Source organism: Pseudorhodoplanes sp. (assembly GCF_035565855.1).
Classification (GTDB): Bacteria; Pseudomonadota; Alphaproteobacteria; order Rhizobiales; family Xanthobacteraceae; genus Pseudorhodoplanes.
In genome coordinates this window covers 1-16,208 of record NZ_DATMRX010000192.1, presented here as the reverse complement: position 1 = coordinate 16,208, position 16,208 = coordinate 1, and the positions used below count along the sequence as shown (strand labels likewise).

Below are 16,208 nucleotides of genomic sequence, written 5' to 3'. Positions count from 1 at the left end.
ACTGAAATCGTCGAAGGCTTTGCGGAAATTGTCGCGCTTGCGCAGGATCGTGATCCACGACAACCCGGCCTGGAAGCCGTCGAGGATCAGCTTTTCGAACAGCGCGCGGTCGTCATATTCCGGCACGCCCCATTCGTTGTCATGATAGCTGACATAGAGCGGGTCGTCTTTCGGCCACGGACAGCGCGTCAGCCCATCCGCATGCGTGATCGCTTTCATCTGGCGCCTGCATCTTTCAGGAAATCGGCCACGGCGCCCTTGCGCAATGTCATCGGAATGCCGCCGGCAAGGAGCGGCACGCCTGCGGCCATCGCGTCGGCGACGCGGTCGACCCTGAGCATCGCAAGCCCGAGGCGCCCGGCCGACGATCCCATGGTGCCGACAATCTTGTCGCCAGCCATGACCACTGTGCCATCCTCGGCGGCATGAGCCTCGAACTCCACCGGCACGATGCGATTGCGCGCCGTCCCGCGATGTTCGACCCGCGACACCACCTCCTGGCCGATGAAGCAGCCTTTCCTGAAGTCCACGCCGCCCAGCTTGTCGAGGTCGGCGTCATGCGGAAACACCTCGCCATAGATGAAGTCGACACCGCCGCGCGGCACGCCGAGTGCAATGCGATGGGCCTCGTACTCCGCGATGTCCACAAGCTCCGCCCCGAAATCCTTCGCAGCCTCCTGCGCGACATCGCCCGGCACGAGCACGCGCTGGCCGAGCGCGGGAAGCCGCGGATCGCGAAAATCCAGACCGTATTCCGTCGTGCCTTCACCATCCCAGACCGCGAGCACCGCCATCGCATCGAGCGGATCGATGTCCACCTTGGCGCGCAGCTTGTAGAATTTGAGCTTCTGCGCCAAGTCCGGAACGAGAGCCTTGGGCGCGTCGATGAAGAAGCCGCCGCCGTCGGCTTCCGGGGCTTCAACCACGAAAAAGTCCGCCAGCAGCTTGCCCTGTGGCGTCAGCAGCGCCGCATAGCGGGCATGCCCGGGCGTCAGGGTCTCGATATTGGCCGTAACCAGATTGTTGAGAAAATGACGCGCGGGTTCGCCTGCGATGCGCAGGACGCCGCGATCGGTGAGCAGGGCCGCCTTCATTCTTTTCTATCGTTCCCGGGTGCGCAATCGACCGTTTCCGTCTTGCCAGAATTCGTGGTGAAACGTAAGGCGCTGTCGAGCGCCTGCCGTCTGCCTTCACCGAGAGGGCCGGACGCAGGCGAAAATGTAGTCACCCCGGACATCCGATGACACAGACCTACGACACTATTTTCAGCGGCGGCATCGTGGTCAATCAGGACGGCGAAGCCGTCCGTGACGTCGGCGTGCGCAATGGCCGCATCGCAGGGATCGGCAATCTGTCCGGGAACTCCGCCGGAGAGATCGTGGACTGCCGCGGGCTGCATGTCCTGCCCGGCGTCATCGACACCCAGGTGCATTTCCGCGAGCCTGGCGGCACCCACAAGGAGGACCTGGAATCCGGCTCCCGGAGCGCCGTGATGGGCGGCGTCACCGCCGTTTTCGAGATGCCGAATACCGACCCGCTGACCATCACTCCGGAAGCATTGGCCGACAAGGTCAAGCGCGGACACCACCGGATGCATTGCGACTATGCCTTCTTCATTGGTGGCACCTACGACAATTACAAGCATCTGCCCGAGTGGGAGCGCCTTCCCGGCTGCGCCGGGGTGAAGGTGTTCATGGGATCCTCCACCGGCTCGCTGCTGGTCGAGAACGAGGAGGGCCTTCGCAATATCCTCAAGGTCATCCGCCGCCGGGCCTCGTTTCACGCCGAGGACGAAGCGCGACTGAACGAGCGCAAGTCGCTGCGCGTGGAGGGCGATGCGTCGTCGCATCCGGTCTGGCGCGACGCCGAAGCCGCCATGATCGCGACCGAACGGCTGGTGCGCGTCGCGCGGGAGACCGGTGCGCGCGTCCATGTGCTGCATATTTCGACCGCGCAGGAGATGGACTTCCTGCAGCACCACAAGGATGTCGCGTCGGTCGAAGTGACGCCGCATCATCTCACGCTGGAGGCGCCGGACTGCTATCAGCGGCTCGGCACGCGTGCGCAGATGAATCCGCCGGTGCGCGATGCCGCGCACAAGGCCAGCCTGTGGGACGGGCTCGCACGAGGTGTCGTGGACGTGCTCGGCTCGGATCACGCGCCGCACACGGTCGAGGAAAAGTCGAAATCCTATCCGGCGACGCCCTCCGGCATGACCGGCGTGCAGACGCTCGTTCCGCTGATGCTCGACCACGTCAATGCCGGGCGGTTGTCGCTCTTGCGCTTCGTCGATCTGACGAGCGCGGGACCGGCGCGGCTGTTCAACATTGCCTGCAAGGGCCGCATCGCGGTCGGCTACGACGCCGATCTGACGGTGGTTGACCTGAAGCGGCGCGAGATCATCAAAAACGAATGGGTGGCGTCGAAGGCCGGCTGGACGCCCTATCACGGCGTCGCAGTCACCGGATGGCCGGTCGGTACGGTGGTGCGCGGCCATCGCGTGATGTGGGAAGGCCAGTTGGTGACGCCGTCGCAGGGTGAGCGCGTGCGCTTTCTCGAAACGCTGGCGGCCTGACGATTTTCGAACTGGGAAGGAAGTGATGAAGCGCGTTCTGATCAAATGCGGCTGGCTGGTGACGCTCGATCCGAAGATCGGCGATTTCAAGGGCGGCGAAATCCTCTTCTCGGGCAATCGCATCGAAGCGGTCGGCCGCAATCTCAATGCCGCCGCCGACGAAGTCATCGACGCGACCGACAAGATCGTGATGCCGGGTCTCGTCAATGCGCACATGCATACCTGGGAAACGGCCTTGCGCGGCATCGGCGCCGAATGGATGACGCCGGATTACCTGCGCCACATGCATCTCAATCTCGCCACACGCTACACCGCCGAGGACAATTATCTCGGCAACCTGATCGGCGCGCTGGCGCAGATCGACGCCGGCGTCACGACGCTGGTCGACTGGTGCCACAACATCACCAGCCTCGAAATGGCGGAGCGCGCCGTCGATGGCCTCGTCGATAGCGGCATCCGGGCGGTGTTCGCGCATGGCACCGCAAAGCCGCCGACCAAGGCGGGCGCGGTGCCCTTCACCCATATCCCGCATCCGCGCGAGCGGATCGAGGCGCTGCGCAAGGGGCGGCTTGCGAGCGACGACGGCCGCGTCACCCTCGCCATGGCGATCCTCGGGCCGGACTGGGGCGCATGGGAGGTGGTCGAGCACGACATCCGCATGGCGCGCGAATTCGGCCTCGTCTCGTCCTCGCACACGCGGCCGCGCGAGCATTGCGTCGTGCCGGATGGCTATGCGCGCATGGCGAAAGAGGGGCTGCTCGGGCCGGACCACAATCTCGTTCATGGCACGAGCTACACCCATGCCGACCTGACGGTGATCGTCGATAGCGGCGCGTCGCTGACATCGACTGTGCTGGTCGAACTGCACCATCACATCGGAGACACGCAGGTCGCCGCGTTCCGCGAGGCGGGTGGCTTGCCCTCGCTCGGCATCGACGTCGAGCCGTTCTGCTCGGGCCAGATGTTCCGCGAGATGCAGGCGGCGCTTCTGTTCGCGCGCGGCAAGGAGATCCGCAACAACGCACTGCGCGGCAATTCGCCTTTCAAGACAATGCCGGTGCGCTCGCGCGAGGCACTCGAATGGGCCACCATCGGCGGGGCGCGCGCCTTCCTGATGGAAGACAGGATCGGCACGCTTACCCCCGGCAAGAAGGCCGACATCGTGATGCTGCGCGCCAAGGACATCAACATGGCCCCGGTCTACGATCCGATCTACTCGATCGTGGAAATTGCCGGCGCCGGAAATGTGGATACCGTCCTCATCGACGGCGTGGTCCGCAAGAAGGACGGCAAGCTGACATTCCCGACCGACGTGCTTGAACGCCGGCTCGCGGAGCTTGCAGTGTCTGGCGAACGCATACTCAGGGAGGCTGGATATCGCGTCGAGAGCGCGCCAAACTAGGCCGGGTTCCATGAATTGGAGACGAGCGAGAATGACGAGTGAGATCACCCGCCGCGCCGCATTGGCTGGTCTGTCTGCCTTCGCCGCCATGCCCGCTCTGGCACAATCGGGCGGCAGCACCATCACGATGATGCATGGCTTCACGCCCGGCGCGAATGTGGACATCGTGGCGCGGCTGATCTCCGAGCATCTCAGCCGGCGTCTCGGGCGGCAGATCGTGGTCGAGCCGCGGCCTGGAGCAGGGGGCACCACTTCAGCGGCTGCCGTCGCGCGTTCGGCACCGGACGGGACCACGCTCACGGTCCTGCCGGGCGGCCACGCAGTCTCCGCCGCGATCTACAAGCAGTTGCCGTATAACGCGGTCGACAGCTTCTCCTTCATCAGTATGCTGACCGACTTTCCCTTCATCCTCGTGACCTATCCGGATCATCCGGCGAAAAGCGTGCAAGATGTCATCAAGTCGGCGCAGGCCGATCCCGGCAAGCTGACTTGCGCCACCGCCGGCAACGGCACTGGTATGCATCTCGCCTTCGAACTGTTCGCCGCGATGGCGAAGGCGAAGATTCAGCACGTGCCTTATCGCGGCTCGCCGCAGGCCATCACCGATCTTCTCGCCAAGCGCGTGGATTTCCAGGTCGATACGCCGGCGGCTCTGATGCCGTTCATTGCAGACGGGCGGCTGCGTCCGATCGCCGTCACCGGATCGAAGGAATTCTTCCTCCTGCCGAAGGTGCCGACGATCGCCGATGGCGGCGTGCCCGGCTATTCGGTGACGTCATGGCTCGGTGTTGCGGGCCCCGCAGGATTGCCGACGGCCTTCGTCAACAAGGTCAATCAGGAGATCAAGGCGATCCTTGCCGAGCAGGAGGTGATCGAGCGGCTGCGAAAGCTCGGCAGCGATGTGGTGCCGACGACGCCGGAGGGATTCCGTAATCGCGTCGCCGAAGACGTCGCGAAATGGACCAAGGTCGTGGCGGACGCGAATATTCCGCGCGTCTGAATTATTGCCGCGACCGGTCGACAGAAAACTCGCCGTTGCGGATGCGGGCAGGGAGGCCTTCAGCAAAGGTGGAGGCCGCTTCCTCGCCGTAGGTCGATACGAACTCGATCAGCGCCGCGAACAGGCAGGCCTGCGCCATGCAATCGCCATCCACGCCGTCGAGCCGTGCCTCCGCCCAGGCTTCGTGCACATAGCCGAGCGCGACCCTTTTCTGCTCGTGATCAGGGATCGGCTCACGAGCCGAATACATGCGCGTCAATGTCGTCATTGCCACCGGATTCCTGCGCGCCACCGGCGCCCACCCCAAGTGCATGCACGTTAACACGCGGCCGGGCGGTGGAAACGCTCGTCTTTAGGAAAGGTTAATTTCGACGGAGAATGCACAGCGCCCTCCAGCGACGATGTCCAGGAAGGGCTCCGCCGGTCAGTTCGTGAAGCGGGCGGTGATTTCGCGGGAGATTTTGGTGCCTTCGTCGAGATAGCGCCGGACCGCGAGGTCGGCGGCCGCCGTGCAGGTACGGTAGGTCTGTTGGAATCCGTTATACCCCCGGTTGAAACTCGCCATCAGCTTGGTGCGGCGTTCGGGGGCCTGGGCCTCGGCGTCGAGCAGGGCGCGCATCTCGTTGCGCCACTTCTGGCCGTCATTTGCTCCGCACAAGCCTCGCAGATAATGCAGGGCGCCGAGGATTTCGGACAGCCGCTCGAGCTCAGCCTCGAACAGCGCGCCGCTGTCGACCGCGCGCGCGGGAGCGGCCAGCGACAGGCACAAGACGGCGGAGAGAACGAGGCGGCGGATCATGGCGGTGCCGATATGCGCTCACCCCACGGCGAGCGCAAGGCAGCATTTCGGCGCCTTTTGGGTGCGGGCAACGGGGCTTGCTGCCCCTTTCAGAGTTTCTGCATTGCGTCGGCGATGATCTCCCGAAGGCCGGCAGTGGTTTTCAGGCCGTCCAGTTCCTCCGGCCGCCGCCATGCGACTTCGTCGATTTCCGAGGGCTCCGGGACTGGTTCGCCGCCGATCCAGCGCGCGGCAAAGCAGACGATCACGAAATGCCGGGAGATCTTGCCGGCCTCGTCCCGCTGGATCATCTCGCGATAACCGGCGAGCGCCACCGGCTCGATGGCGATGCCGGTTTCCTCGCGGACCTCCCGGATCACGGCCTGCGTCAGCGTTTCGCCCGCCTCCACCACGCCGCCCGGCAGAGTGTAGACGCCGCGCCCGAAAGTCCCGCCGCGCCGGACGATCAGTACCTTGCTATCCTGGATGACGGCCGCGCTGACCGCAAGGAAGGGCCGGGTCGGGTAGGCGCGATCGTCCATCTTTTGTCCCCAGCCTTATTTGTCCTCAGCCCTGGCGGCGGCGGCTTCCCCCGCGGCCCGCGCGCATTATGTTGCGGCCATGTGCGGACGCTATGCCATCACCACCGCGCCGGAAGCGATGCGGCGGATCTTCAAGTATCAGGAGATGCCGGATTTCCCGGCCCGCTACAATGTGGCGCCGAGCCAGCCCATTCCGGTGGTGCGGCTGTGGGATGGCGAACGGCAATTCGCGCTGATGCGCTGGGGCCTGATCCCCGGTTTCGTCAAGGATCCGAAAACGATCTCGCTCCTGTTCAACGCGCGCGGCGAAACCGTGAATGAGCGGCCGGCTTTCAAGAATGCGATGAAGCGCCGGCGCTGCCTCATTCCGGCGAACGGCTTCTATGAATGGCGGCGCGACGGCGCATCGAATCAGCCGTATTTCATCCAGAGGAGGGACGGCGGTCTGCTCGCCTTTGCCGGATTGTGGGAAACCTGGATCGGACCGAACGGCGAGGAACTCGACACCGCCGCGATCGTCACGACCGACGCGAGCCCTTCGATCCGGTCGATCCATCACCGGATGCCGGTCATCCTGCCGCCGGAGACCTGGGACATGTGGCTCGACAGCAGGCGCGTGGATGCGCAGATGGCGGCCGCATTGATCGCGGCGGCGCCTGACGATGCGCTGGAGGTGTATGAAGTGTCGCCCGCGGTGAATCGCGCGGTCCATGACGGGCCGGAGCTGATCGCGCGCTACACGCCGCCGCCGGTGACCGAGACAGCAGCCGCGCCCGCCAAGGCTGCGCGCAAGTCGAAAAAGGACGACCGGCAGCAATCGCTTTTCTAGCAATCGCTGTTCTGATGCATCGCGAGGCGCGATGTGTGTGCGCCCCCTTCGGCAATCGCGTCAGCTTCCCGTCAGCCGGCGCAGCAGCGCCTCGGCATCGGCGGGCGCCGCATTGCCGCGCCAGGCGACATGCTGGTCCGGCCGGATCAGCACGAGATTGCGTCCATACAGCTCGCGGATGTCGTCGTCGGCGATGTCGATTTGCGTGAACGGAATGGCCAGTTTGTCGGCGGCCTGTGCGAGATCCACTGCGTGCGGCGCGTTTGCGCCAAGCCGCAGCAGCGTGAAGCCCTGACCAAGCCGGTCGAACAAGGAATCTCCGATGCCACGGCCGTTCCCGATCCAGGCATGCGGCGCCCGCCCGCCCGGCACTGTGCTCGGTGTGTAGCTGGCAAATGAATCGGGCGGGGCGGCCTCGTCGCCGGCGATGATCGGCGAGCCGTCATAGCGGGCGCCGAGCTGCACGCCGATTGAGGCAAACTCCTCGCCGAAAGTGGAGAGAAACGCGCCCAACTCCTGCCGCGCCGCCGCGCCCGCCGCGTTGTCCGCCTCGAGATCGGGCGAGACGTGGATATCGCCGATACTCTTCGCCAGTTCGCGCGCGGCGCCGGTGTTGCGGATCGCGATGGGAAGGCGCTCGGTCTCGTAGGATGCAAGGAGATTGGAGCCGCCCCATCCCTGCACCATCGCGGCAAGCTTCCATGCGAGATTAGCCGCGTCGTCGATCCCGGTATTCATGCCGAAGCCGCCGGTTGGCGTGAACAGATGCACGGCGTCACCTGCGAGCAGCACGCGGCCTTCGGCGAAGCGTTCCGCGACCAGCGCGACGCCGGCAGTCCAGGGCGCATGGGCAATGGGCTCGACCGGCACTGCCATGCCGCAGCAGGCGGCAACGGCTCTGCGCACCAGATCGTCCTCAGGCTCGGCCTGCGCATCCTTCGGCCGCATCCAGAACAGGAATTCGTCCTTGCCGTTGAGGGCGATGATGGTGGAGCGGATATCCGGATTGATCGCCCAATGCTGGAAACAGGCGCGATCCTTCAGCACATCGCGATAAAGCGTCGGCGCGCGAAGATAGCTCGCGAACATCCGCCCCCCGAAATAGGCCTGCCGCAAGGTCTCCTCGCCGGAATAGCGAATGCCGAGCGTCCGCCGCACAAAGGACCGTCCGCCGTCGCAGCCGACGAGATAGGACGCTCGCCAGCGTTCCGCGCGGCTGTCGTTCGCCTCAGTTGCGTCAACCGTCACGCCATCCGCATCCTGCGCGAAGGCCGTCACCTCCCAGCCGAACCGCAACGTAATGCGCGCGCGCCGCCGTGCCTCCTCGAGGAGAAAGGCTTCGACATACATCTGGTTGGCGCGCAGCAACGGCTCCGGAAATTGGTCGAGCTTGGCGGACGCCGCGACCGAACGCGCCTTCTCCGCAGCCGAGGGCATCCGCAGCCGGGCCAGCTCGTAGGCATTGAAGCGCGTGAAATATGCGACGTCGCCGGAATGCTCCGGCGGCAGGCCGAGCTTGCGCAGTTCATGCGCAAAGCCGAGCCGGCGGTAATGCTCCATCGTCCGCGCATTCTGCGTCGAACCCTTGGGGTGCCAGCGGGTGCCGGCCTCGCTGTTGAAAATCACCGACGCCACGCCGTGATGGTCGAGCAACAGCGCGAGCGCGAGGCCCACCGGGCCGCCGCCCACGATGGCGACTGGTCTGCGGTTCGCTTCTGCCATGGCTAATTATTTCGAAACGGCCCTGCCGGTGCCGCGCTGATGCGCGAGCGCGAGGAGAGTGCGATCCGGGTGGAGCGGAGGCTTGTTGGTCGGTGCGGGCATGGTGTTGGCAGTATCGCCGACGTGCGGCGGAAGCGCCAGTCACGACAACTCATGGGTAACGCGATGCCACTGCCGACACGGCATGCAGCGCGTGGCCCCATCCGTGCTTGTTCGCTTTCTGACGGATCAATGTGAGGGGTCTCACAGAGCGTACGACCGGAATCTGCTTTCTCAGGACGCCGGCTCATCTCTGATGGAGAAGCGTCATGGATGCGTTGATCATGGTTCTGTCGGCCTGGATCGCGATGCAGACGGGCCTGTCGGTTCCGCCGCCGCCCCGCGTTGTTCACCTGAACCCCGACGCGTTGCACGAGCTTGCGACGACACCGAGTGCGCAGGGCGAGCGCGTGCGGGCATTGTATGGGCGGGGCGATCGCATCATCTATCTGCGCACCAATTGGGACAGCGCTCGACTCGCCGATCAGAGCGAGCTCGTTCATGAGCTCGTCCACCATTTTCAGAATGTCCACGCGATGCCATATCCCTGTAACGCGGCGCGCGAAACACTGGCCTATGAGCTGCAGCTCAAATGGCTGCGCGACCAGGGCGTCGTCGATCCACACGATCTTCTGCAGATCAACGACTTTTTTATCATCATGACGTCGGTGTGCCGCGACGAAAGCCTGGACTAGTGGGAGGGCGTACAGCGCAGTCGCTCCGCCGCAATTACTTGCGGCGGAAGGTGCCCAGTCCCTGTCCATTCAGATATTCGATCGTGAGATCGCGAAAGCCCGATTTGCCTTTACCGTCGAAGGTGACAAGCGAGATCGACCCGTTGGGAGCGTTCTCGCCTGATGGCGTGAAGGTGAAGGTATCGCCGTCCCAATGCGTCAGCGGGTATTCGGTCTGCCTTGGTCCGAGCCGCAGTGCGAGGCGGTCGCCCAGCCGCACGACCTGCGCTTCACCGCCATAATTGCTGGCATAGCGGCCGGCATATTGCGCGAGGCTCGCCGCCGGTGCCGGGTTCTTCGGGCGCAGCTTTCCAACCAGGCTGCCGAATGGCGCATTCGTCGGGGCCACCAGGCGGTTATAGGCTGGGTACCAGTCCCGCTCGATCTTGCCGAACTGCACGAGATCGATGAATTGCGCCACCAGGGCTTCGGCGGCGCCGGTCGGCTGGGCGTTGGTCAGCACGACGATGCCGACCCTTGCGGACGGCAGGATGAGGAAATTCGTACCCGCGCCCATGGCGAAAGCGCCCGAATGGCTGAAGCTTGTCCGTCCGGCCGGTGTCACGCTGACATTGAAGCCATAGCCGTAGAAGCCTGAGCGGGCGGTGAAGGTTGCCGGAGGGGCGGAGAAGGCTTGCGGCGACATCGCCGGCAGCAGCGCCTTTGTCTCGATGAACTGCGCGCCATTCCACACGCCGCCCTCGGTCAGCATCGCGAGCCATCGCGCAAGATCGTTGACCGACGAACTCACGCCGCCCGCCGGGGCCTGCGCGTCGGGCTTGCGCTGGTATTTCGGCTCGAACCTGTCGCCGACCCTGACATGCCCGACGGCGCGGTTCGCACGCTTCTCGAAATCGGAGAACCGCATGCTGGTCGAGGCCATGCCGAGTGGTTTGAACAGGGCCTCGTCGCTCAGCGTCGCCCAGTCCTTGCGCGCAGCCACGGCGACGGCTTCCGCCCCTGCGGTCAAGCCGAAATTCGTATAAGCATAGCTGATGCGGAACGGCGCGAGCGGCAAGAAGCGCAGCCGCTCCAGCACCTGCCTCCGGTCGAACCCGATATCCTCGAGCGCATCGCCGCCATGGTCGGGCAGGCCGGAACGATGGCTGAGCAGATCGCCAACCGTGACATGAGATGTGACCCACGGATCCTTCAGCCGGAACCAGGGCAGATGCTTCACGACCGGTGTATCCCAGTCGATGACGCCGGCCTGCACCTGGCGCGCCACGATCGTCCCGGTGATCGACTTCGACAGCGAGGCGATCTGAAAGACGGTGTCCGCGTCGACGGCCTCGGATGTACCGGCTTTGCGTACGCCGAAACCCTTGGCGTAAACCGTGATCCCGTCGCGCACTACAGCCACGGCCATGCCCGGCACACCACTGCGGCGCATGATTTCCGCGGCGAGGTTGTCGAGCTCGCCAATGGCGCGGTCGATCTGGCCGGCCGGAATGGGCACGCCCATGACTTCGGACGGTGGCCCTTGCTCCTGCGCCAGCCCGTCTTGTGCGCCTTGAATTGCGAACAGGGCGCACAGGCCGAGAACCTGGGCGAAAGCGCGCGGCAATTGGCGGAGAGCGAATGGTGCGCAACGATGCATGTCGGGCGAATCCTCCGATACTAGGGGTGAGCCGCGCAGATCCTGCGAAGCGCCTGCCATTCGTCGGCGCTCAAGAGGGGCTTCGGGTTTTGCTGCGGCGACGCAACCGCCTTGATCCTTGCCACCCGTTCGGGAACGGATGGATGCGTGAGCAGGATCGACAATCCCTCGCGCGTACGCGCGACGCGATCGAGAAAGGTCGCGAGCGCGCGCGGATCCGCACCAAGCGCCTTCAGCGTGTGTACCGCAAAATCGTCCGCCGCCAATTCCTGCTCGCGCGAATAGGCCGCCTCCAGCAAAAGGTGAGCGGCGGCGACGACTGCGGCCCCGCCCACGAAGTCGCCGAGCACAATGCCGAAAATCAGCGACAAGCCTGCATTCTGCAGCACGCTGCGAATGCCGTCGCGATTGGCGACATGGCCAAGCTCGTGCGCGATGATGGCGGCCAATTCGTCCACGTCCTTTGCCTGGTCGATCAGGCCCTGCAGCACATACACATGGCCCCCGGCCAGCGCGAAGGCGTTGGCCTCAGGCAGGCGGAGCACCACAGCCTGAAACGGAGCATCGACTCCCGCTGCATGCGCAATCCGGTCCATCAGCGCATCGAAGACTTTCTTGCCTTCGATCTCGATCCCGTCCATGCCGCATTCAATCGGCCGGCTGCGATCCTCTTTCCCCATCATGGCCCGGAAGCGGAGGTCGGCCGCACGCCCGAGGCTTCGATCGACCGATGTGGGGACGACCCAGCTGAGCCGCTCGCTGATCTGCGGCAAACCGAAGAACGCGACCAGCAAAAGAGATACAATCGCACTGAGCGAAAGGATGAGGACGCTGCGCCGCTTGTCGCGTTCGGCCGCGTCGGACCGGTCGATGTCGGGGCAGATGTCATCGATCAGGCGCGCGATTTTCTCATCGGTGATCTCCAGCCGCGCGAGCCGGTCGCTGTCCCGCAAGCCGAGACGAAAGACTTGCTTCGGTGCGTTGAGATTCGCCAAGCGGGAATAGGGCCAGAACGCCAGCGTGGTGCCGTGCGGATCGGTGATATCAAGCCCCACATCGGTGCAGGCGACCATCACCCGATGACGCGCGGCGGTCACGCCATCGAAATAGGTGGCCGGCGCGGATTGCAACGCCGCCGCTGCCATGTGCCTTGCCCCCCGCTGTCCTCGCACCGAACAAAGCCGCTTCGGCCGCCCGGCCAAACGCGAAAAGCCGGTCAGTGGCGATCCGCAAGGCGGGTATATTCCGCCTCGATGCGCTCTTTGCCATAGATTCGCTCGAGCCGCCGCACGATGAAATGGCCGCGCGCCACATCCTGGAAATGCTCTAGGAAGGCGTAATTCACCGCGGCGCCGCCGAGCGCACCGATCACCGGAAAGGATTGCGCGGCGACCTTCTGTGACACCACGATACCGAACCGCGAGGCGACCTGGGTGAGGAACCGCACCATGATCGGTGCGCCTTCGCTCACGACGCCGCGCTGCGTCACAAAGCGCGCGGCTTCCGTGACGGATTTGGCGAGCAGCCCGCGGACCGCGAAATAGCCGCTTTCAGACGCGTCGTCCGAGCCGGTGCGACCGCCAAGCGCGAATACCTCGACGCAGGACAGCGCCGCTTCCGGGTCGGACAGATTCTCGCCCTCGCTGCGCGCGATCTCGGCGATCGACCGCAACATGATGATGGTGGATACCGGCAGTTCGATCGGCAGCGCCGCGAGGCCGAATGCGCCGCCCGCAGCGCCCGAGGCTGTGGCCAGCGCCTTGTGAAGGAGGCGCGAGCCGGCCTGCGGTTCGTTCCGCATGGTCTTGAGCGCGACCTTCAGCGCCATCTCGAGCGCTTTTGAGGTGGCGGTCGAGATCGCCTTGGAGGCCGGATCGGGCAGGGCATAGCCGATCAGTTCGACCGGCTTACCGACCATGTTGGTCAGCCGCGCCGCGAGGCTCGGATTTTCCAGCGACCGGACCGCCTGCGAAAGCGCCTCCATATCCTCGGGCGTGAGGTCGACCGTCCGTTGCGCCGCCAAAGCCTCTGCCTGCATTGTGTGCCTCGCTGGCGCTGGAGATATGGCGACAAAAGCATATCTCAAGTTAAACGGGGTGGCGCGCCGGGGCGCGCGATTTGGTCAGTCATTGGCCCGGCTACTGGATTGGGAATGGAACGCCGGCTTGCCGCTATATTTGCCGCAGACGTCGCGGGTTATTCGCGTCTGATCGGGCTCGACGAGGAGGGCACGATCGAGCGCTTCCGCGCGCATTGGCGCGAGTTGATCGAGCCGAAAATCGCCGAGCATCAGGGCCGCATCGTCAAGACGACGGGCGACGGGTTCCCTGCGGAATTTGCGAGCCCGGTGAAGGCGGTCCGCTGCGCCATCGAGGTGCAGCAGCGGATGGCCGACCGCAACACCGAGGTACCGCAGGATCGCCGCATCGAATTCCGGATAGGCATCAATCTCGGTGATGTTGTCGTTGAGGATGGCGACATCTACGGCGACGGCGTGAATGTGGCGGCGCGGCTGGAGGGCCTTGCGGACCCCGGCACCGTCTACATCTCGCGCGCCGTGCGCGATTTCGTCCAGCCGACGCCGGGCATGGCCGTCGAGGACCTCGGCGAGCAGAGCCTGAAGAATATTGCAGCGCCGGTCCGGGTGTTTCGCATCGTGTTGCCGGGATTTGCAGTCCGGGCCGCGCCGACGGCGCAGCCACCTGTTCCCGACAAGCCGTCCATCGCGGTGCTGCCCTTCATGAACATGAGTAGCGATGCGGAGCAGGAGTTCTTCAGCGATGGCATCACCGAAGACCTGATCACCGACCTCTCGAAAGTTTCCGGCCTGTTTGTGATCGCGCGCAATTCCTCGTTCGCCTACAAGGGCCGCTCGGTGAAGGTGCAGGACATCGCCAGCGATCTCGGCGTGCGGTTCGTGCTAGAAGGCAGCATCCGGAAGGCCGGCAACCGGGTCCGCATCACGGCGCAGCTGATCGACGCCACGAGCGGCGGGCATCTCTGGGCGGAGCGCTTCGATCGCGATCTCACCGACATCTTCGAGACCCAGGACGAGGTGGTCCAGAAGATCGTTGGCGTGCTGGCGGTGACACTGACCAAACGCGAACAGGAACGCCTGCACCGGCGCGGCAAGTCGAATATCGAAGCCTACGGGGCGTGGCTTCGGGCGCGCGAGGCGCTGGCACGCGGCACACGTGAATCGGTGATCGAGGCCAAGGCCCTGCATCGCCGCGCCATCGCACTCGACCCGCGTTTCGCAGCGCCTCACGCGGGATTGGCGCTGGCTTCGATCTCGGATTATGCGAGCGGCTGGACTGCCGACCCGGCGCAGGCTCTGGATGACGCGGAGCGCTGGGCGCGGCGAGCGGTCGAACTCAATCCCGACGAGCCGGTCGGCCGCATGGCGCTGGGCAGCGCCTTGCTCTGGCGGCGCAATCACAGCGGCGCACTCGCGGCTTTGCGCGACATGATGAGCCTCGATCCGAACTACGCGCAGGGACAAAGCGCGATGGGGCTGACGCTGATGTATGCCGGCCAGCCTGCCGAAGCGCTGCAGGCGTTCTCCGTCGCAATGCGGCTCGATCCGCATTTTCCGCCGATCGTCCTGCATTTCGTGGCGCAGGCCCATTTCGCGCTGGGCGATCATGATGCCGCGATCAAGTTGCTCAAGGAGAGGATCGCGCGCAATCCCGGCACGGATTCCAGCCGCATGCTTCTTGCGGCGGCCTATGGCCATCTCGGTCAGATCGAGGAGGCGCGCGCGGCCTGGGCGGAGCTCCTGAAGATCAACCCGGATTTCTCGCTGGAGCAGCGCGAACGCGCCTTGCCCTACAAGAATACGAGCGATTTTCAGCGCATCGTCGAAGGCCTTGCGAAGGCCGGGTTGCCATAACGCCCACTGCCTTTTCACAGCGCAGCCGCTCTCCACCTGTCATCGCCCGCGAAAGCGGGCGATCCAGTAAACGCAACTGCTTCAAGAGTTTACTGGATGCCCCGCTTTCGCGGGGCATGACAAGACATGAGCGATGCGATTCTGCTTCGACGGTGCGCTCCAGCGTCATCCTTATCGCATCATGCTCGGCAGCCAGAGCGAGATCGACGGGAACGCGATCAGGATGCCGAGCCGGATGATATCCGCGATGACAAACGGCAAGACGCCGAGGAACAGCGTCGTGGTCGACACATTCGGCAGCAATGCTTTCAGCACGAACAGGTTCATGCCGACCGGCGGGCTGATCAACCCGATTTCCACCACCACGACGACCAGGATGCCGAACCAGATCGGGTCGAAACCGAGATGCACGACGAGCGGAAAGAACACCGGCACCGTGAGCAGGATCATCGACAATTCTTCCATCGCGGTGCCGAGCAGCACGTAGATGATGCAGATCGCGGTGATCACCATGATCGGCGACAGATTGAACGCCGTGACGAGGTGCTTGAGGTCGTCCGGCATCGTCGTGTAATTGACGAATTCGGCGAACATCAGCGCGCCGGTAAGGATCACGAACAGCATCGCCGTCGTGCGCCCGGATTCGACAAGCGCGTCGAGCAGCGTGCGCCAGGTCAGCGCGCGGCGTGACACCGCGATGCAGAAGGCGCCGAACGCACCGATGCCTGCGCCCTCCGTCGTCGTGAATATCCCGCCATAGATGCCGCCCATCACGAGGACGAACAGCAGCACCACCGCCCAGACGCCCTCAGCCGCGCGCAGCCGCTGGCTCCAGGTCGAGCGTTCGCCGCGCGGACCGGAGTCCGGATCGCGCCAGACCGTCCATTGCACGGCGATGCAAAGGAGGACCGTCGCGAGAATGCCGGGCAGGATGCCGGCCGCGAACATCTTGCCGATATTGGTTTCTGTCATCACGCCGTAGATCACCATCAGGGTCGATGGCGGGATGAGAATGCCGAGCGTGCCGCCGGAGGCGATCGCGCCGGTGGACAGGCGGTCGGAATAGCCGATGTCCTTCATCGCCGGGTAGGCGAC

At 64.7% G+C, this 16,208-nt stretch carries 16 protein-coding genes; 6 read left to right on the top strand and 10 right to left on the bottom strand.

Annotated features, from left to right (window positions below):
- Together VN004_RS10775 and VN004_RS10770 are read right to left on the bottom strand one after the other, a co-directional pair.
- Window positions 1-219 (bottom strand): DNA-3-methyladenine glycosylase I (locus VN004_RS10775; RefSeq protein WP_325609795.1); only part of this gene is annotated, 219 nt, incomplete at its 3' end.
- A complete protein-coding gene (locus tag VN004_RS10770; protein ID WP_325609793.1) occupies window positions 216-1,094 on the bottom strand; it encodes a folate-binding protein in 879 nt (292 codons plus the stop codon). The genes VN004_RS10775 and VN004_RS10770, both read right to left, overlap by 4 nt.
- 146 nt (window positions 1,095-1,240) lie before the next feature.
- Here VN004_RS10770 and VN004_RS10765 point away from each other — a divergent pair, with 146 nt between their 5' ends.
- From VN004_RS10765 to VN004_RS10755, 3 genes are read left to right on the top strand one after another with little or no spacing between them, the layout of a single operon-like run.
- Window positions 1,241-2,575 (top strand): dihydroorotase, encoded by a 1,335-nt coding sequence (locus VN004_RS10765; protein ID WP_325609791.1) that lies wholly within the window; start codon window positions 1,241-1,243, stop codon window positions 2,573-2,575.
- A gap of 25 nt (window positions 2,576-2,600) precedes the next feature.
- Window positions 2,601-3,977: an amidohydrolase family protein gene (locus tag VN004_RS10760; protein ID WP_325609789.1), complete on the top strand. Its 1,377-nt coding sequence runs from the start codon at window positions 2,601-2,603 to the stop codon at window positions 3,975-3,977.
- A gap of 31 nt (window positions 3,978-4,008) precedes the next feature.
- Entirely contained in the window at window positions 4,009-4,977 is a 969-nt protein-coding gene (locus VN004_RS10755) for a Bug family tripartite tricarboxylate transporter substrate binding protein (protein WP_325609787.1), read from the top strand.
- A gap of 1 nt (window position 4,978) precedes the next feature.
- On the opposite strand, the gene VN004_RS10750 is transcribed toward VN004_RS10755, so the two are convergent.
- From VN004_RS10750 to VN004_RS10740, 3 genes are all read right to left on the bottom strand, one after another.
- Window positions 4,979-5,245: a hypothetical protein gene (locus VN004_RS10750; protein WP_325609785.1), complete on the bottom strand. Its 267-nt coding sequence runs from the start codon at window positions 5,243-5,245 to the stop codon at window positions 4,979-4,981.
- Window positions 5,246-5,401: 156 nt separating this feature from the next.
- Window positions 5,402-5,776: a TIGR02301 family protein gene (locus tag VN004_RS10745; protein ID WP_325609783.1), complete on the bottom strand. Its 375-nt coding sequence runs from the start codon at window positions 5,774-5,776 to the stop codon at window positions 5,402-5,404.
- Between the two features lie 89 nt (window positions 5,777-5,865).
- A complete protein-coding gene (locus VN004_RS10740; RefSeq protein WP_325609781.1) occupies window positions 5,866-6,297 on the bottom strand; it encodes an NUDIX hydrolase in 432 nt (143 codons plus the stop codon).
- A gap of 79 nt (window positions 6,298-6,376) precedes the next feature.
- On the opposite strand from VN004_RS10740, the gene VN004_RS10735 reads away from it, so the two are divergent.
- The gene (locus VN004_RS10735) at window positions 6,377-7,126 is read left to right on the top strand and encodes an SOS response-associated peptidase (RefSeq protein WP_325609779.1); all 750 of its coding nucleotides are present in this window, start codon (window positions 6,377-6,379) and stop codon (window positions 7,124-7,126) included.
- Between the two features lie 60 nt (window positions 7,127-7,186).
- Here the strand turns inward: VN004_RS10735 and VN004_RS10730 are convergent, their stop codons facing one another.
- On the bottom strand, window positions 7,187-8,848 hold the full coding sequence (locus VN004_RS10730; protein WP_325609777.1) for an FAD-dependent monooxygenase: 1,662 nt from the start codon (window positions 8,846-8,848) through the stop codon (window positions 7,187-7,189).
- A 308-nt stretch (window positions 8,849-9,156) separates the two neighbouring features.
- On the opposite strand from VN004_RS10730, the gene VN004_RS10725 reads away from it, so the two are divergent.
- Window positions 9,157-9,582 (top strand): DUF6647 family protein, encoded by a 426-nt coding sequence (locus tag VN004_RS10725; RefSeq protein WP_325609775.1) that lies wholly within the window; start codon window positions 9,157-9,159, stop codon window positions 9,580-9,582.
- A gap of 34 nt (window positions 9,583-9,616) precedes the next feature.
- Here the strand turns inward: VN004_RS10725 and VN004_RS10720 are convergent, their stop codons facing one another.
- From VN004_RS10720 to VN004_RS10710, 3 genes are all read right to left on the bottom strand, one after another.
- On the bottom strand, window positions 9,617-11,221 hold the full coding sequence (locus VN004_RS10720; RefSeq protein ID WP_325609773.1) for a serine hydrolase: 1,605 nt from the start codon (window positions 11,219-11,221) through the stop codon (window positions 9,617-9,619).
- A gap of 20 nt (window positions 11,222-11,241) precedes the next feature.
- Window positions 11,242-12,366 (bottom strand): M48 family metallopeptidase, encoded by a 1,125-nt coding sequence (locus tag VN004_RS10715; RefSeq protein ID WP_325609771.1) that lies wholly within the window; start codon window positions 12,364-12,366, stop codon window positions 11,242-11,244.
- A 71-nt stretch (window positions 12,367-12,437) separates the two neighbouring features.
- Window positions 12,438-13,259 (bottom strand): EcsC family protein, encoded by an 822-nt coding sequence (locus tag VN004_RS10710; RefSeq protein WP_325609769.1) that lies wholly within the window; start codon window positions 13,257-13,259, stop codon window positions 12,438-12,440.
- A gap of 108 nt (window positions 13,260-13,367) precedes the next feature.
- Between VN004_RS10710 and VN004_RS10705 the strand changes: the two genes are divergently transcribed.
- Window positions 13,368-15,113: an adenylate/guanylate cyclase domain-containing protein gene (locus VN004_RS10705; protein WP_325609767.1), complete on the top strand. Its 1,746-nt coding sequence runs from the start codon at window positions 13,368-13,370 to the stop codon at window positions 15,111-15,113.
- A gap of 171 nt (window positions 15,114-15,284) precedes the next feature.
- On the opposite strand, the gene VN004_RS10700 is transcribed toward VN004_RS10705, so the two are convergent.
- A partial coding sequence (locus VN004_RS10700; protein ID WP_325609765.1) for a TRAP transporter large permease occupies window positions 15,285-16,208 on the bottom strand: 924 nt, incomplete at its 5' end.